Below are 24818 nucleotides of genomic sequence, written 5' to 3'. Positions count from 1 at the left end.
ATTAGCTTATGTATATGCGAGAAGCGGCCATTCGTATGCGGAGCAACTTCTCTTGCGGCAGGATCAGCCTTGATGGTGAAAACTAGCTGACCGGAGTGCCGAATTGCCGCAATAGCTCAGCCACCGCAGGTCAACCACTCTCCGAACCGAACCGGTTAGGTAGCAAATCGAGGTCGAATATGACAACTTAAGTCGTCGAGTTGCCTCAATGACGTTGATGGACATGCGCCCGGCCGATTATCAGCTTTGCAACGGTAGCCGCGTCACGGCAAGCATACCATCGCAAACAGTTTGTCAGCTGAATTTGCGGTCCAAGTATTCGAGATAGGCGGAGGGATCGTTACTCGCCAGGCCGAGGCGGTCCAATATCTGAGCACGTGTCAATGACCGCCCGTGCTTCCAAACCGCCTCTCTCAAGCTGCCTCGGAGTGGTTCTAGATTGCTTTCGTTCACCGCGCTGATGACCCCTGGCGATCCTTCTCCAAGGTGCCGCATCAACTGTGCGGCCGTCATATTGCCGATCGTGTAGGTCGGAAACGATCCTATATATCCGGATGACCAATGAACGTCCTGCAAGCACCCGTGAGCGTCACTGTCGATCTCGATCCCCAGATCAGATTTCATCGCCTGGTTCCAGGTGTCGGGTATGTCAGCCACCTCCAGGCTGCCCTCCATGAGGGCCATCTCAATCCGGACGCGCAGCATGATATGCAAGTCATAAGTCAACTCGTCAGCCTCAACACGAATGGGCCCCGGTTCGACCCTGTTGACCGCAGCGACGAACTCTTCCGTCGTCACGTCGGAAAGCTGGTCGGGAAAGGTATCGCGAAGATGCGGGAAATGCGCATGCCAGAAGGCCGGACCGCGCCCAACGTGGTTTTCGAGAAGACGCGACTGGCTTTCATGCATGCCGAAGCTGGTGCCGCCCACGGCGTAGAGCCCAATCATGTCCGTCGTAAAGGCGCTGCGAGTGTGGATCGGGTCAACGCCCTGTTCATAGAGCGCGTGGCCGACCTCGTGGATGGTGCCGAAGATCGACATCGGCAGATAGTTGCGGGACCATCGTGACGTGATGCGGACATCATTGCGAGTAAAGCTGACCTCGAAGGGGTGGACAGCGGTGTCCAGGCGGCCCCGGTCGAAATCATAGCCCAAGGCGTGGGCGATCTTGGTCGCGAACTGCTTCTGAAGCCGCGGATCGTAGTCCCGATAGAGGAAATCCGTGCGGGGTGCGGGTCGGGCGCGTGCGCGATCCAGGATGGGAAGAATGCCCGCGCGAAGGCTGTCGAAGAGTGTCTCCAAGCTGGCTGCCGTCTCGCCCGGTTCGAAAACCTGCACCATGGGATCGTAAGGATGCCCCTGATGACCAAGAGCATCGGCAGTCCGACGTGCCAAGGTCACGACCTTTTCCAGATGCGGTTGGAAGATTGCAAAATCACCTTGTGCGCGAGCCTTTGCCCAAGCTGCGCCAGCGACTGTCGCATGCTGTGCCTTGGCCTGCAGCAGATCCGCCGGCAAGCGGGCGTGATGGTCGATGGCCTCCCGCACGGCATAGGCTTGAGGGTCGTCGCCGGCCGCATCAACAGCATCCTGCATGGCCGTGTCGAGGATCATCTGACGCGCGATGCCCATCAGCGTAGCAACCTGGTGGCCGCGCGTTTCGGCACCGCCCGAGGCCATTTGCGTGCGTGCGTCCCAATTGAGCATGTTGACCGTGCAAAGCACGTCGTTCAGCTGTCCAATCCGAGTGCGAAGATCAATGGTCATGCGGCACCTTTCTGCATATCGACCCCGCCGTCGTTCAGATGACAGGCCACCGTCCGCACCGGCCCGGCCGCGGTCAGCCGCGGCACCTCGGTGCGGCACCGCGAGCCGGCGAAGGGGCAGCGCGGATGGAAGGCGCAACCGGGCGGCGGTGCGATCGGGGACGGGATCTCTCCCTTGATGGCCTCGAACCGGCCGCGGCCCGTGCCCACGGTCGGGATCGAGGCGAACAGCGCGCGGGTATAGGGGTGGCGCGGATCCGCATAAAGCTGATCGGCCGGCGCCAGTTCGACCAGCCGGCCCAGATACATGATTGCCACGCGATCGCAGACATGACGGACGACCGACAGATCGTGGCTGATGAACAGCGCGGTCAGGCCCAGATCGTGGCGTAGGTCCATGAACAGGTTCAGAACCTGCGCCTGGATCGACACATCAAGCGAGGCCACGGCCTCGTCCAGCACCAGCACCTCGGGCTGCATCGCCAGGGCGCGGGCGATGGCAATCCGCTGACGCTGGCCGCCGGAAAACTGGTGCGGCAGCCGGTCGGCATAGGCTGCCTCCAGCCCGACCTGCTCCAGCAGGGCACGGACGCGGGTGCGCACCTGATCCGCGGGGATGATGCCATGATAGCGCGGACCTTCTGCCAAGGTCTCGCCGACCTTCATCCGCGGGTTGAGGCTGGCGAAGGGGTCTTGATGGATCATCTGGACCTGCGTCGTCCGCTTGTGGATGGTGCCACCCCGCTGATCGGCAATCGGCTGGCCGTTCAACGTCACGCTGCCCGAGGTCGGAGCATGGATGCCCGCGATGACCCGACCCAGCGTCGATTTCCCGCAGCCGGATTCACCGACGATGCCCAGAACCTCGCCCTTTGCGACCTCCAGTGACACGTCAGTCAGCGCATGCACGATCACGGGTTTGCCCCCGCCGGTGAACTTACCGGCCAGACGCTCTGCCAGTCCTGGCCTGCCAGTGAACTGCTTCGAAACGGTATCGATCTTCAGGATCGGATCGGTCATACGCCCTCCAGAGGGTGGTGGCACAAGACGGCCTGCCCGTCGCGGACATCCAGCGGCGGCTCGGTGCGGCACAGGTCGGTCGCACGGGGGCAGCGGGGCCGGAACGGGCACCCCTCCGGCAGGCGCGAAAGCTGTGGCGTCGATCCGGGGATCTGCGGAAGCTTACGACCAGGTTCATGGAGTGCTGGGATCGAGTCCAGCAACCCTTGGGTATAGGGGTGCCGCGGGCCCCCGATCACCTGTTCCGCCGTGCCGCGTTCGACGATGCGGCCCGCATACATCACGCAGATATCGTCGGCCAGGCTGGATACCACGGCCAGATCGTGAGTGATCCAGACAATGGCAGCGCCAGTCTTGTCTGCCAACTCGCGCACTTCGGCCAAGATCTGGCCCTGGATCGATACATCCAGCGCCGTCGTGGCCTCGTCGGCAATGATGACCGATGGGCTGTGGAGAAGCGCCATAGCGATCGCAACCCGCTGGCGCATGCCGCCGGACAGCTGATGCGGATAGGCCTTGAGGCGCTCTGCGGGGGATGGAATGCCCACCACCTCCAGTGCCTTCCGTGCGTGCTCCAAGGCATCCGATTTGGACATGGCCTGATGGACCCGCACCGCCATCGCCATCTGGTCACCCACGCGGAGGACCGGGTTCAGGGTCATCATCGGATCCTGAAAGACCATCGCGACCTTGCGGCCGCGCATCTTGCGCAGGTCCTCCGTGGACAGCAGCCGGAGATCCACGCCGTCGACCAGGACGGCACCTGCCGTAACCTCTCCCGGTGCGTCGATCAGACCAAGGATCGAGAAACCGGTGACGCTCTTTCCAGACCCACTTTCGCCCACAAGGCCCATGATCCGGCCGGGCTGCACGGCGAAGCTGACATCGTTGACAGCTGTGACATGACCTGCGCGAGTCTCGAACCGCGTGGTCAGTCCCTTGACGTCCAGTGCTGCGGTCATCGGCTGTTCCTCGGGTCGATCACGGTCCTGACCTGATCGCCGACCAGGTTGATGGCCACGACCGTGATCATCAGAAAGACGCCGGGATAGATGGACAGCCATGAACGCCCGGCATGGATATACTTGAAGCCGTTGGAGATCAGCGACCCCAGTGACGGTTCAGTCAGCGGCAGGCCTACGCCCAGAAAGGACAGCGTCGCCTCCAGTGAAATGGCGCTGGCAACCTGCACGGTGGCCACGACGATTAGCGGGGGCAGGACGTTGGGCAATAGATGCTTGAACAGGATCCGCCGGGTCGGCAGCGGGGTCGACCGGGCGGCCTCGATATAGTCCTTTCGACGCTCGACAGACGCGGCGCCATGGGTCGTGCGGGCGAAGTAGGCGTATTGCGCCACTACCAAGGCCAGGATGATCTGCGGCACCCCTTGCCCCAGAACGGCGGCCATCACCAAGGCCAGCAGGATGGCGGGCATGGACAACTGAAGGTCCACGATCCGCATCAGCAACGCCTCGATCCGGCCGCCGAAATACGCGGCCGTCAGGCCGATGCTGATCCCCAAGGTCAGCGCCAGCACCCCGGCCAAGATCCCGATCAGGAAGCTGGTCCGCAATCCATAAAGGATCGCCGAAAGCATATCGCGACCCGCATTGTCCGTGCCGAGCAGATGGACATAGCCGCCGGATCCCGTCTGGCCCGGTTGCAGGAAGGCATCCGCCCAATCCAGTTGCCCTAGATCATAGGGATCCTGCGGCACCAGCCAAGGTGCCCCGAAGGACGCGACCAGCAACGCCACGATCACCACCAGCGCGCCGACCGCCACCCACGACCGGCGATAGTCGGACCAGAAGTTGCGCAGGCGCATCACCCGCGTCTCGGCCGAGGCCGCGGAAGGGACCACCAGGACGTTTCCGATATGGGCCATCAAGAGCCTCCCTTCAGACGGACGCGGGGATCAAGCTGCGCATAGATCAGGTCGACGACCAAGTTGATCATCACGAACAGCAGCACGACCATCACCAAGTAGGAAACCATGACCGGTCGGTCCAATTGCAGGATGCTGTCGATGATCAGCTTGCCTACGCCCGGCCAGTTGAAGACGGTCTCGGTGACCACCGCGAACGCGAGGGTCGAGCCCAGTTCCAGCCCGAACACGGTGACCAGCGGGATCGAGATATTGCGCATGATGTGTCCGAACACGATCTGCCGGTCGGGCAGTCCCTGCGCGCGCGCAAAGCGGACGTAATCCGTTCCCATCGCCTCGACCATGCCGGCACGGGTCAGTCGGATCATCAGGCCCATCTTGAACAGCGACAGATTGACCGCCGGCATGATCACGTGTGCCCAGCCATCCGCAGTCGCCAACGACGTTTTCAACCACAGGACCTGCCCGACCTCTCCGCGCCCCCCAGAAGGCAGCCAGCCGAGATTGACGGCGAACCCCATGATCAGCAGCATCCCAATCCAGAAGGTTGGAACGGAAAAACCCAGGACGGACAGCGCCATGATCAGCTTGGCAGGGATGCCGTTCGGACGGTAGCCCGCATACATTCCGGCAGGCACGCCGATCAGCGTAGCGATTCCCACGGACACCAGCACCAGTTCCAGCGTCGCGGGCAGACGCGAAAAGACAAGCGACGTGACCGGGATGTTGTAGACCATGGACCGGCCCAGATCGCCTTGGAACACATTGCCGACGAAGGTGAAATACTGTTGCCACAGGGGCTGGTCGAACCCGTATTGCCGGATCAGGTTCTCGCGGATCTCCTGGCTTGCGCCGGGGTCGATCATCACGTCGATCGGGTTGCCGATCGCGTAGACGCCAACAAAGACGATTACCGACATGACGAACACGACCATCATCGCCTGTATCAGTCGACCGACAAGATAGCCAAACATCGCAATCCCCCGTTTCTTCCCTGCCCGATATCGCCCGACAGGGGGCGTCGGCGGCGCGCCTCCTAATAGGGACGCGCCACACGGTTGTCAGATTACTCTTTCGGGGTGATCGCGTAGGCCCGGGTTTCCTGGTCGACGCGAGGGGTGAAATCGACCATGCCCGCCTTCGATGCCCACACGCTCTGCAGAATTACGGTAGGGATCAGCGCGCGATCCTCCATCGCGATCTCGGACGCCTGCTCATAAAGCTCGCGGCGCACGTCCGTATCCAAGGTCTGGCTTCCCTCGCTGAAGATCCGGTCGAATTCGGGGTTCGAATAGCCGGACCTGTTGAAATTGCCAAAACCCTTCTCGGCGTCCTGGGTATGGACAAGCGCACCATAGGTATAGGCCGCCTCGCCGGTTAGCGTGCCCCAGGCGGACATGGTCATCGTGTATTCTTCTCGCTGCGCCGCCGGGAAGAAGACCGTGCCGTTCAAGGCCTGCGCGTTCACCGTCAGGCCCAGGCGCGACCACATCTGGGCCAATGCCTCGCAGACCACCGCGTCGCCGGGAACACGATTGTTCGTGCAGGTGAAGTCGATCTCGAACCCGTCGGGATAACCTGCCTCGGTTAGCAGCGCTTTGGCCTGATCGATGTCATAGGCCGGCGCCGGGATGTCCGACGAATAGCCGAAGAACCCTTCGGGCATCAGCTGGTTGGCCGGCGTGCCCAGACCCTCCAGCACCACGTCCACCAGGACGTCGCGGTTGATCGCCAGATCCAGCGCCTTACGGACGCGCACGTCCTGCAGTGGGTTGCCATCGATCTCCTGCCCGTTGACCTTGATGGGCTGCGGCTCCTCATCCTTCACCGACGGCGCAATGTTCAGGATGTAGATCGAATCCGATACGAACGTGTCGAGGTTGCTGTCGGACTGCATCGCCAGATAATCAGTGGCAGGAACATAGTTGATCATGTCCACCTGTCCCGACTTAAGGGCAGCAACACGTGCGGCATCGTCGGGGATCTCGCGGCGCGTGACCCGCTCCCACGCCGGGGCCTCCCCCCAGTAATCATCGTTGCGTTCGACAACCAAGTCGCCCTTGGGCTGCCAGCTGACGAACTTGTAAGGGCCGGTGCCGATCGCCTTCTCGCCGGAATTGAATTCCTCGTTCCCTGCTTCCATCCCGGTCTCGGACGGAACAACAAACAGGCGCGTGAAGTCGTTCGGCAGGGACGGTGCCATCCCGTTGGTCGTGATGCGCAGCGTATAGTCGTCCACGACTTCGACCGACGCGACATATTTGGTATAAAGGGTCATAGGCATCGGGCCGGTAACGGCAGGAATGCGCTCGATCGAGAACTTGACGTCCTCGGCTGTGAAGGGCGTGCCGTCATGGAAGGTCACGCCTTCGCGCAACTTGAACTCCCAGGTGGTGTCGTCAATGGGTGTCCAGCTGACGGCGAGGCCCGGCTGCAGCTGCAGCGTCTCATCCGCATCGACCAACGTATCGAAGACATGACGAAGCGCCTCGGCCTGACTACCCAAGGTCGACCAGTGCGGATCGATCGAATCCGGGCCGGCGCGAAGGCCGATGGTCAGATCCTGCGCCATGACCGCCGGTGCGGCAGCCATCAAGGCGACGAAAGCGATTCCCGAGTAAAGAGCATTTCTAGCCATTTCCGAACCTCACCTGTTATCATTGACTGTAACACTAGAGGCCGTTTTTTTTGCACGTCAAGAAATTTTCGAAATTAAATGTCTTAAGCTGTCGTTGCTGCTAGACTTCTGACCATCGGTTCATCGCAATATCGCCAAAATTGTTCTTGAGCCACTAACTGTTATCATTCAATGATACGGTATGAGCGCAGACCCCACCCTTGAGCTGGACGCCGCCCTGTCGCGGATTGCCCATGCAATTGACCCGGCCTCATCGGTCCCGGTTTCCGTGCAGCTGCGGGGAGCATTGGAATACGGGATCGCTGCGGGCGACATCCCCCCCGGCAGCCGCCTACCTTCGGTGCGAAAGCTCGCGGCGACATTAGGGATGTCGCCTGTCACGGTCAGCAACGTCTTTGCCGCCTTGCAGGAACGAGGCCAGATCGAGGGGCGCATCGGATCGGGCACCTTCGTTACTGATCGCGGCATCCCTTGCGCCGCACGCACGCGGCAGTTGGCCGCACTGGAACGTCAGATCGCCGCGCTTGTCGCAGCTGGGCGTGAGCTGGGGCTGACAGCGCAGGATATTGCCTTTCGCGTGACGATGGCGGCGTCCGCAGCGCCGCGTCCCCTGCGCGTCGTGGTATTAGGGACGTTCAGTGACGCGACCGCGGCCTATGCCCGGGATCTGACGCCGTATCTGTCGCCAGACGACGATGTCATGCCTTGGACCATCGACCGACGGGACGACCTGCCTGCCCGCGTCGATCTGGTCGTCTCACCGCGGACGCTTGCGACACAGGCGGCCGATTTGTTTCCGGGCATCCCGCAGGTCAGCATGATCCTGATCCCGAACGAAGCCACACGCGTGGCCCTTGCCGGCATCCGACCAGATGCGCGCGTGCTGCTGGTCTCATATTTCGATGATTTCCTTAGCGTGCTGAAGGCTGGCGTCAGTCGGTTCGCACCGCATCTGGGTCGTGTGACCGCCATCGCACGCAACGCCGAGGATCTTGATCGCCTACTGGCGGACTGCGACGTGCTGATCCACGCGACAGGGGCGGACTATCTGGGATCCCGCCTGGGCCCCCAGCAGACCAGCATCGAATATCGCCACACCCCCGACAGCCATGCCGTGCAGACCCAGCTGTTGCCGGCGTTGGAGACCCTCCGCACGGCTGGCGCCACCAAAGGAGAGACGCCATGAAGATTTCCGAAAGCTCGTGGTTCGACATCGAGGCCTATCTGCAAACGGACGACCGCTGCATCCTGCCCCTGGGCAGCACCGAACAGCATGCCCATCTGAGCCTGTCGGTCGATTCAATCCTTTCCGAAAAGATCGCCACCGATGCAGCCGCACCTTTGGGCGTCCCGGTCTTTCCGGCGGTGCCTTATGGACTGACGCCCTATTTCATGGCCTTTCCCGGCACCGTTTCCCTGAAGCTGTCGACCTATGCGGCACTGGTGAGGGATATCCTGGACAGTCTTTACGACACAGGCTTCCGACGTGTGCTGATCGTGAACGGGCATGGCGGCAACAGCCCGGTCCAGCCGGTCTGCGCCGAATGGATGCAGGCCCGTCCCGGCGCGCGGTGTCGGTTCCATGACTGGTGGCGGGCGCCGCGCACCTGGGCTGCCGTGCAGGCCGTCGACCCGGTGGCCTCCCACGCATCATGGATGGAGAATTTCCCTTGGACCCGACTGCCGGGGCGCCCGGTGCCGCCGGAGCAGAAACCCTATGTCGATTTCGACCGCTTGCGCGATCGGAACGCGCAAGGCGTGCGCGACCTGATCGGAGACGGCAATTACGGCGGCCACTATCAAAAGCCAGACGACCATATGGACGGCATCTGGCAGGTCGCCGTCGCGGAAACCCGTGCCCTGATCGAAGGCGATTGGGCATGACCGCCGGGGAACCCATCCTGATCTGGGGGGCCGGGGCCATCGGTGGCATCTTGGGCGCCTATGCAGCCCGCGCCGGCCACCCTGTGCAGATGGTCGACATCGAGGCCGATCATGTCCAGGCCATGCGTCGCGACGGTCTGCGTATCGAAGGCCCCGTCGAGGAGTTCGCTCAAATCCTTCCGGCTGAGACCCCTGCCACGCTGACCGGCACCTATCGCCGTGTGATTTTGGCCGTGAAGGCGCATCACACCCGGCAGGCCATGCTGATGCTGATGCCGCACCTTGCGCAGGACGGCTTCGTCGTGTCGGCGCAGAACGGCCTGAACGAGCGCGTGATCGCTGAGATGATCGGCGCGGATCGCACGGTCGGCTGCTTTGTCAACTTCGGCGCGGACTGGCTGGCGCCGGGCCGCATCCTTTACGGCAATCGGGCTGCGGTCGCCTTGGGCGAACTGGACGGTCGCATCAGCCCGCGAGTGCGCGAGATGCACGCCCTGTTCGCCCTGGTCGAACCCGAGGCGGTCGTCACCAACAACATCTGGGGCTATCTGTGGGGCAAGATGGGCTATGGCGCGCTGCTGTTCGCGACCGCGCTGACGCCGGAATCGATGTCCGACGCGATGGACCCTGCCCAATGGCGCCCGGTTTACGCGGCCTTGGGCCATGAGGTCATGCGTCTAGCCCAAGCCGAGGGCGTCACGCCCTTGGGCTTCAACGGCTTCGACCCGGACGCATTCCTCACCCGTGACACCGCACGGATGGATGCCTCAATCGACGCCATGGTGGCGCATAACCGCAAGACGGCGAAAACCCATTCCGGCATCTACCGCGACCTGGCCATCCGCAAGCGTAAGACCGAGGTCGATGCGCAGGTCGGCGTCCTGATCGAAATCGGCCGCGGACACGGCATACCGACCCCCGCCCTGTCGGAGTTGTGCAACCTGATCCACGGCATCGAGAACGGCACCCGGACGCAATCGACCGCGCTTCTGGACCGGATGGTGGCGATATGCAGCTGACCCTGGCAGGACAGGTCTTTGCCGTCACGGGGGCGGCCCAAGGCATCGGCGCGGCGATCGTGCGGACGCTTGCGGGCTCAGGCGCGACGGTGGCCGCGATGGACATCGACGATGCTGGGCTGACGCCGCTGGTCGGCCTGCCGGGCGTCAGCTGTCACGCAGGTGATCTCGGGCGGCAGGAGAGCGCCCGCGCGCTTTGTGAAACGGTTCTGGACCGGCACGCTCGGGTCGACGGGCTGATCACCGCCGCCGGCGGTGTCCGTGATCAAGTCGGCCGGCCCCTGGACACCGTGGACGAAGCCGACTGGCGGGCCATCTTCGCGGCCAATGTCGACGCAGTCATGTGGTGCGCGCAGGCGCTGACCCCCGGAATGAAGGCGGCGGGCGGCGGCCGGATCGTAACCATCTCGTCGGGTGCGGGGCTGAAGCCCAGCCTGACCGGCATCCAGGCCTATACCGCCGCAAAGCACGCCCTTGTCGGGCTGACGAAGCAACTGGCGCTGGAGCTGGGGCAGTCGGGGATCACTGTAAATTCGGTAGCGCCGGGATTCATCCTGTCCAATCCCTCGACCGAAAAGCAGTGGCAAGCCTTCGGGCCCGATAGGCAAAAGCGCATTATCGATAGCATCCATCTCCGTCGTCTTGGGCAGGCCGACGACATCGCCAACGCGGTCGCGTTCCTGTGCTCGCGGCAGGCGGACTGGATCACTGGACAGATCCTGCAGGTGGACGGAGGGCACGGATGATGGACCCGCATGACTGGCCAGAGGACGTCTGGCGCGCCAAGGTCGGCGCGGTGCGCGCGGGCCGCAGCCTTCTGCCCCAACGATGGCCGGGCGGTGCGCGCTGCGCCGTGGCACTGTCTTTTGACAGCGATCACGAGACCAACGAACTGCGCGACGGTGGCAATTCCGTGGCCCGTCTGAGCTGGGGCGAATTCGGCGCGCGGCGCGGCATTCCCCGAATTCGGCAGGTGCTGGACCGCCACGAGGTCAAGGCGACCTTCTTCGTCCCCGCGGTCGCGGCGCTGTTGCATCCGGATGAACAGCGCGCCCTTGCGCAGGACGGGCACGAGATCGGCTTGCATGGATGGATCCACGAACTGAATACCACGCTGGACGCCGCGACGGAGCGCGAACTGATGATGCGCGCGGCCGACACGCTGGAGCGTGTCAGCGGTTGGCGGCCCGTGGGGATGCGGACGCCGTCCTGGGACTATAGTCCCGCCACCCTTTCGATCGCACGAGAGATGGGGCTGCTCTATGATAGTTCGCTGTTCTCAGACGACGACCCTTACGAGATTCTCCAGGATGGACAGCCGACAGGTATGGTCGAGCTGCCGGTCGAATGGATCCGCGACGATGCGGTGTATTTCATGATGAACCGCTTCGGGGCGCAGCGCCCCTATACGCCGCCCGCGGATGTGCTGGACATCTTCCTGCGAGAATTCGAGGGCGCCTATGCCGAAGGTGGGCTGTTCCTGCTGACCATGCACCCGCATGTTACCGGATACCGCAGTCGCATCTTCATCCTTGAGCAACTTCTGGAACGGATCGCAACCAAGGATGACTGCTGGATCGCCACACATGCCCAGATCGCGGCCTATTGCGCGGAACAGGCCGGACTGGGCAACGGAGCCTCCTGATGACCAAATTTTCACTCGCAGTGCATGGCGGGGCCGGCACGATCCTTCGCCACACCATGACCGATGACCTGGAGGCCCGGTATCACGCAGGTCTGCGCCGCGCGCTGCAGGCAGGGCATGATGTCCTGGCGCAGGCCGGCAGCGCGATGGACGCCGTCACGGCGGCGGTTTGCGTGCTGGAGGACGAACCGCTGTTCAACGCGGGCCGGGGCGCGGTCTTCACGTCGGACGGCCGGCAGGAAATGGATGCCGCGGTCATGGACGGCGCCACGCGCAAGGCCGGCGCCGTCGCGGGCATCATGGGGCCGCGCAACCCGATCCTGGTCGCACGGTCGGTGATGGAGCGGACCGATCATGTGCTGCTGATCGGCCCCAACGCCCTGCAGGTCGCACGCAATGCCGGCCTGCCGTTCGAGGATGCACCCTATTTCTTTACGCAACAGCGTTGGGACGCCCTACAGGCGACCTTGCAGATGCGCCGCGATGGCATCGACGATACCGACCCTGCCCGTCGCCACGGGACCGTGGGTGCCGTAGCACGCGATACACACGGCAACTTGGCCGCAGCCACCTCGACCGGCGGTATGACGGCCAAGTCGCCCGGCCGCATCGGCGACACCCCGGTCATTGGCGCCGGCACCTATGCGGACAACGAAACCTGCGCTGTATCTGGCACCGGGCATGGCGAAATCTTCATCCGGTGGCATGCCGCCGCCGAGATTGCGGCCCGAATGCGTCATGCAGGGCAGACACTGGCGGACGCGGCGCACCATGTGGTCATGAAGGACCTTGGATCGAATGACGGATCAGGTGGTGTCATCGCCGTCGATGCCCAAGGGAACCTGTCCCTGCCCTTCAACTGCGAAGGCATGTATCGCGGCACCGTCACACAGGACTCCGACTTCAAGTCGTATATCTATCGCTGAAGTTTGCTTCTAGGCTCAGGACTCATTCTCGCGTCATAGCCAGAACATGACGGTTGCGGCGAGGGCGACGGCGGAGAGGAAGACCCTCGGGCATCGGTCGTAGCGTGTAGCGACCCGTCGCCAGTCCTTCAGGCGCCCGAACATGATCTCGATCCTGTTGCGGCGCCTATAACGGCGCTTGTCGTGCTTGATTGGCTTGCCGCGCGACTTCCTTCCGGGAATGCAGGGCTTTATCCCTTTGTCTTGCAACGCATCCCTGAACCAGTCAGCGTCATAGCCGCGGTCAGCCAGCAGCCACTCCGCCTTTGGCAGGCTGCCCAGCAGGGCCGCCGCACCGGTGTAGTCGCTGACCTGGCCTGCGGTCATGAAGAAGCGGATCGGGCGACCATTGTCATCGGTGACGGCATGCAGCTTGGTGTTCATGCCACCCTTCGTGCGGCCGATCAGACGGCCCCTCTGGTCGCCGGCCCCCCCTTTTTCGACCTCAGGCTGCTCGCCGTGCGGTGCGCCTTGAGATAGGTCGCGTCGATCATTACCGTCTTCGGGGCGGCGGCCTCGGCGGCCAGCCCAGCCATCATCCGGGCAAAGACCCCCTTGTCGCTCCACCGCTTCCACCGATTGTAGAGGGTCTTCGGCGGGCCATACTCCTTTGGCGCATCGCGCCATCGCAAGCCATTTCGATTGATAAAGATTATTCCGCTCAACACTCGCCGATCATCGACGCGCGGCTTGCCATGGCTCTTGGGAAAGAAGGGCTGGAGCCGAGCCATCTGCGCATCGGTCAGCCAGAAAAGGTTGCTCATCGTTCAGTCTCCTTACCGAGCCTGAATCATGCCGACGGCGTAGGATCAATGGGTCCTGACCCGAGGTTCATCGTCTTTGCTGGGAGCCGCCTCAAATACCCGTTTCGACGCACAGTCAGTCAATGAAGGAGTTCCTAAATGCCGCAGTGGCTTGAGACGCTGGAGGAATTGCACGGTCACTATGGCACTCCGGGTGAGGCCTCGCAGATAAAGGTGACGGGGCATCTCACGTCCGGATACCGCGCTCATATCGAACGCGCCCGCTTTTGTGTTCTTGCAACTGTGGGCCCCGAGGGCACCGACTGCAGTCCCAGAGGGGATGAAGGTCCTGACGTTCGCATCGAGGACGATCGCACCCTGCTGCTTCCGGACTGGAACGGAAACGAGCGAATCGATTCGCTGCAAAATATTGTCCGCGACGGCCGCGTCAGCCTGCTGTTCCTGATCCCTGGTTCTAATACGGCCATACGCGTTAACGGGTTAGCCAAGCTCTCCCCGGATCAGTCCGTGTGCGGCCAGTTCGAGCGCCAGGAAAAGCGTCCGCGGACTGTCATCGTCATTCATACCAGCGAGATTTACTCACAATGCGCAGGGCCCTGATCCGCTCTGGCTTGTGGACCAGCGGTGACGCATCGGCGGGTTTGCCCAGCATCGGCGACATGCTGAAGGAGATAACCGACGGCAGTTTCGACGGCGCGACCTATGATGCCGAGTGGCCGGGTCGTGCGGCACGAACGATGTGGTAACGAGGTTGTCCCATGGTCCTCTGCGTGATGTAACTTAGCATCGTGGAGGACATGTCGATGGGAGGCCGAATTGCCCGCGCGGCAGGCAGATGGAGCGCACTGCTGGGTGCAGTCCTCTGCCTTGTCGATCCTGCCACAGCGCAAGAGCTTCGTATCATCACTTCATATCAGGAAGAGGTGGTCGAGCCGATGATCGAGGCCTTTGCCCGGCGGCACCCGGATATCCGCGTTCGAGTGCTAAACAAGAACACTCCGGCCGCCGTTAGCGAAATGATTGCCGGAAATCAGCGCCGCTTCGACTTGTTCTGGGCGTCGGCGCCGGAAGCTTTCGTTGTGCTTGATGAGGCGGGACGCCTGCTCGATCAGGGCCGGGGGGCCTACGCGGATTTTGCCATGTCGGCACTTGGATGGTCCTGGCATGTTTCCCGCAATGATCTGTTTCCCGAGGATTGGGACGATCTGCTCGATCCGGCTTTCACAGGACAGATCGCAATGTCGCACCCCATGCGCTCGGGGACTATGCATTCGCTCCTGGAGACTATCCTGCAGCAGCGAGGCTGGGAGGAAGGATGGGCATGGGTCTTACAACTTGCAGGTCAGCTGAACACCATTTCCGCTCGCAGCTTTGGCGTGCTGGAAGGAGTGGAGAAAGACGAGTTCGAAATAGGCCTGACCATCGACTTCCTTGCATTGACGAGAAACGATCTGCACTTCCGCTATGGAACGCCCGTAACCCTCATCCCGGCGCGGATCGCATCTCTGCAAGGCGGGCAGCACCCTGAATCGGCAGATAAGTTCATAGGCTTCGTTCTTTCGGAAGACGGGCAGCGCATCCTGCTACACCCGGATGTGATGCGCATTCCAGTCGATCCCCGCGTTCAGGCAGATGCCCCCCAGCTTCCAGATGCCGTCAAGGCCGCGCTCAGTTCTGGGCGGGCGCTTTATGATCCGAAGCTGGCCGCAACCCGCTACTGGCAGGTCAATCAGCTCTTCGAGGCATTCATCGCTCGAGATTTGCTGTTGCGGCGAGAGCTATGGCGTCGGCTTGGCCGCCTTCCGGCGCGGCATGGTGCTGAAATCGCGCAAGCTCGGCAGTTGCTGACCCTGATGCCGCTGAGCGAGGAGCAGGCCCGCCACGCCGCGCCCGAACAAGCGACAGTCATTGAATGGGCTTCACGCTCTTACGGCATCCTGAGCGAAGTCGAGGCGCTTATCCGGCATCTCGAAGAGCAATGACGCGCCGGGGCACCATCCGGTCTCGAATGGTGGCCGCCCTTGTTGCAATCCTGATCGTGGCGATTGGCATCCTGACTACCGGCATGGTCGTGATGCTGACGGCCGAGCGCGACTTTCGGGATTTGGCGGAAGATCGCATCCCGGCTGTCGCGCTGTCCGGGGAACTTGCCGAAGCGACCGGTCAGCTGGCCGCCCTCACCATGCAGATTGTCGCCGACCCCACGACCAGCTCGGACATGATGAGCCGAGCAGTCGAGACCGCCTCGGCCACTGTTGATGAAGTCCTTGGCTCGCCTGTGTGGACGGCCGCGCCCGAACGCGAGCGGACGCGGGAAAGAATGAAAGCCGCGACCAGCTCGCTGCAGCAGGCGCTGAGGGAGTTCATTGCGATCAGCGCGCGTCTGGACCAGATGGCGCAGGCCGAGGCGCGTGCCGGAACGGAACTGAGATGGGCCCACGCCGACGTCCAGGACCAGGTCCAAGGCATCCTCAGCGATCTCTCCTTCAATCTTGACACGCAACTGGCGGTCATGATCGCCTCGCCAAGTCGCGGGGCAACCAGCGAGGCCGAGCAATCGCTATCAGAAGGCTGGCTGCTGCGGGATCGCGTGCAGCAACTGGGCTCTGAAGCAGCGACCCTGACAGCGCTTCTGCTGCAGGCACAATCCGCGAACTCCGCCGAAACGCTGGAACAGACGAGGGCGCTGGGCCGCGATACGCTGGACCAGCTGAGCTTGGGGCAGTTGAACCTTGGCCCAAGGGTCGATGTCGCCCTGCTCATCGACGCGCTCGAGCGGCTAATAGCGCTCGCGACCGGCGACGAGGGCATCTTTGCGCAGGTCCAGCAGCGCCTCGACCTGCGTAACGAGGCGATTAATCGGCTTCAAACGGCACAGCTTGGGCTGGCGGAGATGCAGACGCTGCTGACCAGCATGGGGCGCGCTGAACGGATCTCAGCGCAGCGTGGGGCGGATTCTGCGGCATCTGCGATCCTGCGCGGTTCCCTGTGGCTGGGGACCGCCACCCTTCTTGGCGGGCTGGCCACCGCAGTCATCGTCGCAGTGTTCATCCATCGACGTATCCTTGTCCGAATCGAGAAGCTATCTGCCGATCTCGTCCGCATCGCCCGCGGCACTTCCGACCTGCCCCGGCCCGCAGATGGCGCTGCGCGGCGCGACGAGATCGAAGAGATGGCTGCCGCGGTCAATGTTTTTCGGGCCTCGATCCAGGAGCGTCGCGAGGCCGTGGAGCGGCTGGAGACGACGCAGCGCGAATTGGTGCAAGCGGGGAAGATGGCCGCGCTTGGCCAGATGTCGGCGGCGATCAGCCATGAGATCAATCAGCCCTTGGCGGCGATCGGGCATCGCCTTCACAATCTGCGCGCCGCCCATCCCGACGCCGAACCCGCCATCCATAGGATCGAAGGTCTTTTGGACCGTATGACGCGCACCATCGGGCACCTGCGCCGCATCGCGCGCCGTTCGGCGCATCAGAACTCTCGTGTAGATCTGTCCGAACCTTTGGCGGCGGCTGTCGAGCTACTGGACCACCGCTGGCGAAACGGGCGCGTCCGCTTTCGGTCCGCCGTGTTGAAGGGGATCGAGGTGTCGGGCGACGAAATCCTCATTGAACAGGTCCTGCTCAACGTTCTCGGGAACGCACTCGACGCGATAGAAGCTCGCGAGAGCCCTTACGAGGACGGACTTGTCACCTTGGAGGTGTTCGGCTCCGACGCGGTCGAGCTTGTCATCCGCGACAATGGGGTCGGGCTGAGTGGACATGCCGGCCAAAGTCTCATCGACCCTTTCGTCACCACGAAGGATGCCGGCAAGGGGCTGGGTCTTGGGCTGTCCATTGCGTTCAACATCATGCAGGACATGGGCGGCAATCTCGAGATCGAGCAACACGAAGGCGGCGGAGCCGAGGTTCGGTTACGTCTGAACAGATGGAAGGCGGCGGCGTGACATGACGGAAGTGATCCTGGTCGAGGACGATGATGATCTAAGGGACGCAACGGTCGAAACGCTTGAACGCGAGGGCTTTGGCGTCCACGCCTTCAATTGCGCTGCGCCTGCGCTGAGGGCGCTGTCGCCAGACTTCACCGGAGTCATCCTATCCGATCTGCGAATGCCGGGGCTTTCCGGCCTCGAATTTCTCGATCAGGCGCAATGCCGGGCGCGGGACGTGCCCTTCATCCTGATCACCGCGCATGGCGACATTCCCGTCGCGATCCGCGCAGTGCGCGCCGGAGCCTTCGATTTTCTGGAGAAACCCTGTTCGCCCGAGCTGATGCTGACCGCCTTACGGCGCGCGCAGGCGATGCGGGACATGCATCTTGAAAACGCCAGGCTACGCCAGGCCCGGATCGACGAGCGGATGATAGGTCGATCACCCGTCATGCAGGATCTGCGGCAGCGGCTGCGCTCGCTCGCGGGGCTTCACCTGGATCTGCTGATCGCGGGCGAGACCGGCACGGGCAAGGAACTGGCCGCGCGCCTGCTGCACGATTTGTCGCCGCGTGCCGCGGGCCCCTTCGTCGCGGTGAATTGCGGCGCGCTGACCGAAGCCAAAATCGATCGCGAGCTTTTTGGCACTAGCGACACGAAGGGGCTGGTCGCGCGGGCGGAAGGGGGCAGCCTCTATCTGGACGAGCTGGAGGCGATGCCAGACATCCTTCAGGTCCGTCTGCTGCGTGTAGTCGAGACGCGAGAGATCACGCCTCTTGGCGCCGCGCCGCGTCCCGTCGAGCTTCGGGTGCTCGCGAGCGTGAAGCGCCCACCCGAGGCCCTGATCGAAGAGGGCAAGCTGCGGCTCGATCTCTTTCACCGCTTTAACGCTGCCATCGCCTTGCCGCCCCTGCGCGATCGCGACGGGGATGCGCTTCTTCTTATCGACCATTTCGTCGCCGAGGCCGCAAGGCGTCACGACCTTCCCAAGCCCCATCTCGACAACAGCCTGCGCCAGCGGATCGGCAACCACCCTTGGCCCGGCAATGTCCGAGAGGCGCGGAACTATGCCGAGGGTCTCGTGATCGGCCTCGACGAAGGACTGGCGCCCGCACCCGTGGGGGGCACAAGCAATACCCCGCGATACGATGCGGCAATGTCTTCCTTCGAGGCCCGCCTGCTGCGCTCCGCGTTGATCCAGACAGGTGGACGCAAGTCGGATGCGGCTGAGCTATTGGGCGTTCCACGCAAGCGGCTTTACCTGCGCCTGCGTCACCATGGCATGTTGTAGGATCAGAAATGGGTCAGGATTGACCCAAGCTGCGGGTCAAATATGACGCATAACTCTATTTAAAACAATAGCTTGATCGAATTTGTTGCATGATGCACAGTTCTCGGGCGCCGGCAGGGACACGCCCGCCTGCGCCTCTGGGAGGAGAGACATGCACAAGATTTTCAAGCTCAGCGCCGCCGCGCTGATGATGACCTCGGCTGCGGCCTTTGCAGATACCGTGACGGTTGTTACCTCGTTTTCCAAGGATCTGACTGACCCGTTCAAGGCTGCCTTCGAGGCCGCCAATCCGGGCGCGACGCTGGAGGTTGTCAATCGCAACACCAACGCAGCGGTCTCCTATCTGCAGGAAACGCGCGGCTCGAATACCACCGATATCATGTGGGCCTCGGCGCCCGACGCGTTCGAGGTCCTTAAGGAGCAGGGACTGCTGGCAAACGTGGATATCCAGTATGAGGGCATACCCGACATGATCGGCGGCTATCCGGTCCACGATGCCGACGGGACTTATTTCGGCTTCGCGGCGTCCGGCTACGGCATCATGTATAATACGCGCTATGTTGAAGCAAACGAACTGCCCATCGCCGAGGAGTGGGAGGATCTTAAACGCGCCGAATACAACGGCCATGTTGCGATGTCCTCGCCCTCGCGCTCGGGCACGACCCACCTGACGGTCGAAACCGTCTTGCAGGGCGAGGGTTGGGACGAGGGCTGGGCCACCTGGAAATGGATCTCGGGCAACATGAATACGGTGACCGAACGAAGCTTCGGCGTTCCGGATGCCGTGAACTCGGGCGCGACCGGCTTCGGGATCGTGATCGACTTCTTCGGCTTGTCGTCCAAGGCCTCGGGCTTCCCGGTCGAGTTGGTCTACCCCAGTGTCACCGCTATCGTGCCCGCTAATATCGGCATTATTGAGAACGCGCCGAACCAGGACGGAGCCAAGCGCTTCGTCGAGTTTGTTCTGTCGCCCGAAGGGCAGAAGGTGCTTCTTGAGCCTGCCATCATGCGCCTGCCCGTGAACCCTGATGCTTATGCCGACGCACCCGAGGACTTCCCGAACCCCTTCTCGGAAGACTTCGCGCCCGGCGCGATCGAGTTCGACGTGGACAAGTCGGGCCTGCGTTATGAGCTGGTGAACTCGCTGTTCGACGTTCTTGTGACATATCGCCTCGACGACCTGCGCGCCGCAGTCACGTCCGTGCAGCGTGCCGAGGCCGCACAGGCGGAGTCCGGCAACGAAGAGGCCGCCGCGCTGATCGCTGAGGCGCGGGCCCTGATCGAGGCCATGCCAATTACCGAAGAACAGGCGCTCGATCCCAGCTATACTCAGGCCTTCACCGTCTCGCGCGCTGATCCAGAAACTCAGGTCGTCGGCCGTCAGGCCGAAATCGAGCAGGAGTGGGACCGCTTCGCTGTCGAGAACTACGCGAAGGCCCGGCAGCTGGCCGAGCAGGCCATCGCGCTAAACTGAATTGTCGTCGCCGAACCAGTCCCGCGCCGCCCTCGGCGGCGCGGCTTCAAGTGATGCCTCGAGGACACCATGCCAGCTATCACCGACAGCCCAAAACGCCGCCTCACGCTCTTCCCAAAACTGTCGGGTGCGGCCGTGGCCGGAATCGCGATTGCGATCTTCCTGATGGCCTTCCTGATCCTTCCGGTCGCTCAGGTGCTCTACGTCGCCTTCCTGGACGCACGGACGGGGGCGTTCACCTTGCAGAACTTTCAGGACTTCTTCAACACGACGCTGTTTCGCGAGAGCTTCGTGAACTCGTTCTACGTCTCGGCAATGTCGGTCGTAGTCGCGACGATGATCGCACTACCCCTTGCCTATATCACGACGCGCTTCAATTTCGCGGGCACGGCCGCGATCCAGGCACTCGGGATCATCCCGCTCATCATGCCACCCTTCGTCGGTGCAGTCGCAATGTCGCTGCTCTTTGGCCGTAATGGGTCGATCAACCTGCTGCTGAACGATCATTTCGGGTTTCGCATCCCCTTCATGGAGGGGCTGAACGGCGTCATCCTGGTCCAGTCGATCCACTACTTCCCGTTCATCCTCATCAACCTGTCCGCATCCCTGCGCAACATCGACCGCTCGATGGAGGAGGCCGCCCAGAACCTCGGCTCGCACGGGATGCGCATGTTCCGCCGAATTGTCTTTCCGCTGGCGATGCCGGGCTACCTGGCCGGCGCGGCGCTGGTCTTCATTAAAGTGTTCGACGACCTCGGCACGCCCTTGCTGCTCAATGTAAACAACATGCTAGCGCCTCAGGCTTATCTGCGGATCACCGGGGTCGGGATCAACGATCCAATGGGCTACGTAATTTCCTTCATCCTGGTGGTGTTCTCGGTCTTCTCCCTGTGGGCGTCGTTCCTTTTCATGCGCGGCAAGGACTATGCAACGGTGCAGAAGGGCGGGGGCGGGCTTTCGCGGCGCGACCTGAACACCCGTGAGAAATGGCTGGCCTGGGCGACGATCCTGCTGATCCTTGCCTTGGTGCTGTCACCGCATATTGGCTTGCTGCTGCTTGCCTTCGGGACAATCTGGTCCTTCTCGCCGCTACCCGACGGCTTCACGATCCAGCACTTCGGGACGATCTTCACCCAATCCTCTCAATACGTCTGGAACACGATCATCTACGCGGGCACCGCCGCGCTGATCGATGTCGTGCTAGGCTGTGCGATCGCCTATATAGTCATCCGAACCGGCCTGACGGGGCGGAAGTGGCTGGACTACATGGCAACGGCAGCGCTGGCCGTGCCGGGCGTCGTGCTGGGGATCGGCTATCTGCGGATGTTCCACGGCATCCAGCTGCCCTTCGGTCTGGGTCAGATGTCCAGCTTCTGGGGCATCATCATCGTCGCGCTGGCTGTGCGTCGGCTACCCTATGCCCTGCGGGCCTGCATGGCCGCGCTGCAACAGGTCTCACTGTCGCTCGAGGAGGCGGCGGAAAGCCTCGGGGCGTCGCGGACCAGCACCATCCGGCGGATCGTAGTGCCCCTGATGACCGGCGGCATTCTGGCCGGCTTCGTGACAAGCTTCGCCACCGCCGCGGTCGAGCTGTCCGCGACAATCATGCTGGTCTGTCGCTCGTCCGACGCGCCGCTGGCCTATGGCATCTACCTTTACATGCAGTCCCCCGCCGGGCGCGGACCAGGGGCGGCGCTCGGCATCCTCGCGGTCGCCATCGTGGCGCTCGGCACCTACCTTTCGCAACGCATCATCGAGCGCGAGCGGTCCCGCCAGTCCACGATCAGCGACCAGCACTGAGTTTCGGAGAAAGACACATGACACAATCCAAAGTGGGCATCCGGATCGAAGACCTTCACTTGTCCTTTGGCAATACGAAGGTTCTGGAAGGCATCCAGCTGGGAATCGAACCGGGCGAGTTCTTCGCCTTCCTGGGGCCGTCCGGCTCGGGCAAATCCACGCTGCTGCGCGCGATCGCGGGCTTCGGGCCGACGCCGCGCGGGCGCATCCTGATCGGAGACCGTGACGTCGCCACCCTGCCGCCCTGGAAGCGCAACGTCGGGATGGTCTTCCAATCCTACGCGCTGTGGCCGCATATGTCAGTTAGACGGAATGTCGCCTTCGGCCTAGAAGAACGGCGGATGCCGGCCAGCAAGATCGCGCCAAAGGTCGAGGCCGCGCTGGAGACCGTCGGCCTTCTGCATCTGGCCGACCGGATGCCCGGACAACTGTCGGGCGGCCAGCAGCAGCGCGTCGCGCTGGCCCGGACCATCGCCATCGAGCCGCAGGTGCTACTGCTTGATGAGCCGCTGTCCAACCTTGACGCGGCTCTCAGGGTGCAGATGCGCCGCGAGCTGCTGTCCCTTCAGCGCAAGCTGGGTCTGACAACGATCTTCGTGACCCACGATCAAGAAGAGGCGAACACGACCTCGGACCGGATGGCCGTCCTGGACAAGGGGGTGATTCAGCAGATCGGAACGCCGCAGCAGCTTTACGATTATCCTGCGAATGCCTTTGTCGCGGGCTTCCTCGGCACTGCGAACGTCCTGGACGGCACCCATGACGGAACGCATTTCATCACAAGCGGTGGCCAGCGCCTGTCCGTTGCAACGTCGTCTGCAAACGCGAAGCGCATCGTCCTGCGGCCGCAGAACATTCGCGTTTCGAGCTCGGGTGAGGGCGTGCCGGGAAGGATCAGCCATCGCGAGTTTCTAGGCAGCCAAATCCGCTATCTGATCGACACACCAGACGGGCAGATGATCGTCGATACCCTACATGCGACAGGTTATCCGCCCTTTGATGAGGGACACGAGGTGAAACTTTCAATAGACAGCCAAAGCGCGGCTCTGCTTGAAGATTGATACATGGGGCAGCTTTGGTTCGTCCGCCATTTTCGAACGCCTTGGAACAGCGAGGCCCGCCTGCAAGGGCGCCGGGACATAGACTTGGACGATCCACTGGGCAAGGGCGATCTGGCTGCACTGGCGGTCAACCGCAAGGAACTCGCCGGTCAGGATTTCGAACTGGTCCTGACGTCGCCGCTGCGCCGCGCCCGTCAAACGGCCGCGCTGCACGGGTTTCCCGCGGCCGTGCCTGATCCTGACCTTGCGGAGCTTTGCTTTGGAAGCTTGGAAGGCAGGACCTGGGCCGATCTCGAAGCCGCTTATCCCGGACTGTGGGGCAGTGATCCGCATAGTCTTCCCTTGGGGGAACCGTTCGCGGATTTTCTGGAACGCATCCAGCGGGTGCAGCAACGCGTTGCTAATGCAAACACACCGGTCTTGGCCTTTGGCCACGGCGCCTGGCTGTCGGGTCTAAGGCACATGCTTAACGGAACACGAGGTCTCCACGCGAGAAGCATCGACAACGGCGCCCTGATCCGGCTTGATCTGTCGCCGCGCTCTTCCGTCCCTGCAACCCGCTAGAAGACGGTGCCACCCCTCGCCGGTTAATTCGTGGCAATAACCGCCTCAACAGAAAGTCTTCTTGTGAAGTCAAAGATCAAGCTTCCCCGCGACACCGCCATCATCAGCGACTTGGACGGCGTGACCTATCGGGGCGATGCGCTCATCCTGTCGGCCGTTCTGGCGTTCAGGCATTGGCACGAACAAGGCGTGCCCTATGCTTTTGTTACCAACAACTCGACCAAGTCCGCCGAGGAATTTTCCGACAAACTGAACAGTATGGGCATTCACGCATCGCCGGATCGGATTGTCACCAGCTCCATGGTCCTGGCGAAGCGCCTATGCGCAGATCTGCCCGCACGCTCGCGCGTTATGGTCATCGGAGCGAACTCTTTGGTCGAGGCCGTGGCAGCACAAGGTTTCCAGATCGATGATCAGGACGCAAAGGCTCTTGTCGTTGGCCTCGACCGCGCGTTCACGTTCGAGAAATTGCGCAAGGCGCAGTCGACCCTTCTCGCAGGCGCATTATTCTACGGGACAAACCCCGACTGCATGCTTCCTCATGGAGACAGCTACGAGCCAGGCGCAGGATCGCTGCTGGCTGCAATCCAAACAGCATCAGGCATAGCGCCCCGGATCATTGGCAAGCCTCAACCTGATCTGCTTCATGTGGCATTGGAGATCCTTGCCAGCGATCCTCAGTCAACCTTCATGTTGGGCGATCAGATCGAGACCGACATCATGGCCGGTCAGTCTGCGGGGCTGAAGACGATCCTCGTGCGAACCGGGGTCCCGCCGAGGGAAGTGTCTGGCGTTGTGCCGGACATCGAGGTGGAAACGCTTCTTGAACTTGACGTGGACTGCGACGCGTAACGCCAACGACGCCGTGAGCTGCTACCGGTTTTGTGGGCAGCAGGTTAAGCTAGCATAGCGCGGGCCTCGAACTCCATGGGGCTGAGATAGCCCAGTTTCGAATGGCGCCGCCGCGGGTTGTAGAAGCGTTCGATGTAGTCGAAGATATCGGCGCGGGCTTCATTTCGGGTCCGATACACTTTTCGGGCGGTGCGTTCAGTTTTCAGCGTTGAGAAGAAACTTTCCATCGCCGAGTTGTCCCAGACATTGCCCGCTCTGCTCA

At 62.4% G+C, this 24818-nt stretch carries 22 protein-coding genes and 1 pseudogene; 15 read left to right on the top strand and 8 right to left on the bottom strand.

Annotated features, from left to right (window positions below):
* Positions 1-294: 294 nt before the first annotated feature.
* From GBO37_RS06360 to GBO37_RS06335, 6 genes are all read right to left on the bottom strand, one after another.
* The gene (locus tag GBO37_RS06360; protein WP_252927915.1) at positions 295-1767 is read right to left on the bottom strand and encodes a carboxypeptidase M32; all 1473 of its coding nucleotides are present in this window, start codon (positions 1765-1767) and stop codon (positions 295-297) included.
* Positions 1764-2786 (bottom strand): ABC transporter ATP-binding protein, encoded by a 1023-nt coding sequence (locus tag GBO37_RS06355; protein ID WP_252927913.1) that lies wholly within the window; start codon positions 2784-2786, stop codon positions 1764-1766. The genes GBO37_RS06360 and GBO37_RS06355 overlap by 4 nt, the downstream gene beginning before the upstream one ends.
* A complete protein-coding gene (locus tag GBO37_RS06350; protein ID WP_252927911.1) occupies positions 2783-3748 on the bottom strand; it encodes an ABC transporter ATP-binding protein in 966 nt (321 codons plus the stop codon). Before GBO37_RS06350 ends, GBO37_RS06355 begins: the two co-directional genes overlap by 4 nt.
* The gene (locus GBO37_RS06345; RefSeq protein WP_252927909.1) at positions 3745-4671 is read right to left on the bottom strand and encodes an ABC transporter permease; all 927 of its coding nucleotides are present in this window, start codon (positions 4669-4671) and stop codon (positions 3745-3747) included. Before GBO37_RS06345 ends, GBO37_RS06350 begins: the two co-directional genes overlap by 4 nt.
* Positions 4671-5645: an ABC transporter permease gene (locus GBO37_RS06340; RefSeq protein WP_252927907.1), complete on the bottom strand. Its 975-nt coding sequence runs from the start codon at positions 5643-5645 to the stop codon at positions 4671-4673. Before GBO37_RS06340 ends, GBO37_RS06345 begins: the two co-directional genes overlap by 1 nt.
* Positions 5646-5737: 92 nt before the next feature.
* On the bottom strand, positions 5738-7243 hold the full coding sequence (locus tag GBO37_RS06335; protein WP_252927905.1) for an ABC transporter substrate-binding protein: 1506 nt from the start codon (positions 7241-7243) through the stop codon (positions 5738-5740).
* Between the two features lie 247 nt (positions 7244-7490).
* Between GBO37_RS06335 and GBO37_RS06330 the strand changes: the two genes are divergently transcribed.
* The 6 genes from GBO37_RS06330 to GBO37_RS06305 are packed head-to-tail and all read left to right on the top strand — an operon-like array spanning position 7491 to position 12783.
* Entirely contained in the window at positions 7491-8495 is a 1005-nt protein-coding gene (locus GBO37_RS06330) for a GntR family transcriptional regulator (RefSeq protein ID WP_252927903.1), read from the top strand.
* Positions 8492-9193 (top strand): creatininase family protein, encoded by a 702-nt coding sequence (locus GBO37_RS06325; protein ID WP_252927900.1) that lies wholly within the window; start codon positions 8492-8494, stop codon positions 9191-9193. Before GBO37_RS06330 ends, GBO37_RS06325 begins: the two co-directional genes overlap by 4 nt.
* The gene (locus tag GBO37_RS06320; protein ID WP_252927898.1) at positions 9190-10212 is read left to right on the top strand and encodes a ketopantoate reductase family protein; all 1023 of its coding nucleotides are present in this window, start codon (positions 9190-9192) and stop codon (positions 10210-10212) included. The genes GBO37_RS06325 and GBO37_RS06320 overlap by 4 nt, the downstream gene beginning before the upstream one ends.
* Positions 10203-10958 carry an SDR family NAD(P)-dependent oxidoreductase gene (locus GBO37_RS06315; RefSeq protein ID WP_252927896.1) on the top strand — a complete coding sequence of 252 codons (756 nt, stop codon included), beginning with the start codon at positions 10203-10205 and terminating at the stop codon, positions 10956-10958. The genes GBO37_RS06320 and GBO37_RS06315 overlap by 10 nt, the downstream gene beginning before the upstream one ends.
* Positions 10955-11857, top strand: a complete 903-nt coding sequence (locus GBO37_RS06310) for a polysaccharide deacetylase (RefSeq protein ID WP_252927894.1) — start codon at positions 10955-10957, stop codon at positions 11855-11857. The genes GBO37_RS06315 and GBO37_RS06310 overlap by 4 nt, the downstream gene beginning before the upstream one ends.
* Positions 11857-12783 (top strand): isoaspartyl peptidase/L-asparaginase family protein, encoded by a 927-nt coding sequence (locus tag GBO37_RS06305; protein ID WP_252927892.1) that lies wholly within the window; start codon positions 11857-11859, stop codon positions 12781-12783. The genes GBO37_RS06310 and GBO37_RS06305 overlap by 1 nt, the downstream gene beginning before the upstream one ends.
* A 33-nt stretch (positions 12784-12816) precedes the next feature.
* Here GBO37_RS06305 and GBO37_RS06300 read toward each other — a convergent pair.
* Positions 12817-13586: pseudogene (locus GBO37_RS06300) on the bottom strand (IS5 family transposase).
* Between the two features lie 138 nt (positions 13587-13724).
* On the opposite strand from GBO37_RS06300, the gene GBO37_RS06295 reads away from it, so the two are divergent.
* The 9 genes from GBO37_RS06295 to GBO37_RS06255 all read left to right on the top strand — a co-directional run bounded on the left by GBO37_RS06295 (position 13725) and on the right by GBO37_RS06255 (position 24556).
* Complete coding sequence (locus tag GBO37_RS06295) at positions 13725-14186, top strand: MSMEG_1061 family FMN-dependent PPOX-type flavoprotein (protein ID WP_371927500.1); 462 nt, start codon at positions 13725-13727, stop codon at positions 14184-14186.
* A 203-nt stretch (positions 14187-14389) separates the two neighbouring features.
* On the top strand, positions 14390-15568 hold the full coding sequence (locus GBO37_RS06290) for an ABC transporter substrate-binding protein (protein ID WP_252927890.1): 1179 nt from the start codon (positions 14390-14392) through the stop codon (positions 15566-15568).
* A 26-nt stretch (positions 15569-15594) separates the two neighbouring features.
* Positions 15595-17532, top strand: a complete 1938-nt coding sequence (locus GBO37_RS06285; protein WP_252927888.1) for a sensor histidine kinase — start codon at positions 15595-15597, stop codon at positions 17530-17532.
* A 1-nt stretch (position 17533) separates the two neighbouring features.
* Positions 17534-18805, top strand: a complete 1272-nt coding sequence (locus tag GBO37_RS06280) for a sigma-54 dependent transcriptional regulator (protein WP_252927886.1) — start codon at positions 17534-17536, stop codon at positions 18803-18805.
* A 151-nt stretch (positions 18806-18956) separates the two neighbouring features.
* Entirely contained in the window at positions 18957-20279 is a 1323-nt protein-coding gene (locus tag GBO37_RS06275) for an ABC transporter substrate-binding protein (RefSeq protein ID WP_252927884.1), read from the top strand.
* 69 nt (positions 20280-20348) lie between these two features.
* Positions 20349-22079, top strand: a complete 1731-nt coding sequence (locus GBO37_RS06270) for an iron ABC transporter permease (protein WP_252927883.1) — start codon at positions 20349-20351, stop codon at positions 22077-22079.
* 17 nt (positions 22080-22096) lie between these two features.
* Positions 22097-23140, top strand: coding sequence for an ABC transporter ATP-binding protein (locus tag GBO37_RS06265; RefSeq protein ID WP_252927882.1), 1044 nt, complete (start codon positions 22097-22099; stop codon positions 23138-23140).
* Positions 23141-23143: 3 nt separating this feature from the next.
* Entirely contained in the window at positions 23144-23704 is a 561-nt protein-coding gene (locus tag GBO37_RS06260; RefSeq protein ID WP_252927881.1) for a histidine phosphatase family protein, read from the top strand.
* Between the two features lie 63 nt (positions 23705-23767).
* Entirely contained in the window at positions 23768-24556 is a 789-nt protein-coding gene (locus GBO37_RS06255) for an HAD-IIA family hydrolase (RefSeq protein WP_252927880.1), read from the top strand.
* A gap of 44 nt (positions 24557-24600) precedes the next feature.
* Here GBO37_RS06255 and GBO37_RS06250 read toward each other — a convergent pair.
* A partial coding sequence (locus GBO37_RS06250; protein ID WP_252927352.1) for an IS3 family transposase occupies positions 24601-24818 on the bottom strand: 218 nt, incomplete at its 5' end.

Source organism: Paracoccus sp. 08, assembly GCF_024105395.1.
In the GTDB taxonomy this organism is placed as follows: Bacteria; Pseudomonadota; Alphaproteobacteria; order Rhodobacterales; family Rhodobacteraceae; genus Paracoccus; species Paracoccus marcusii.
This window is presented reverse-complemented; position numbering and strand designations above follow the sequence as displayed.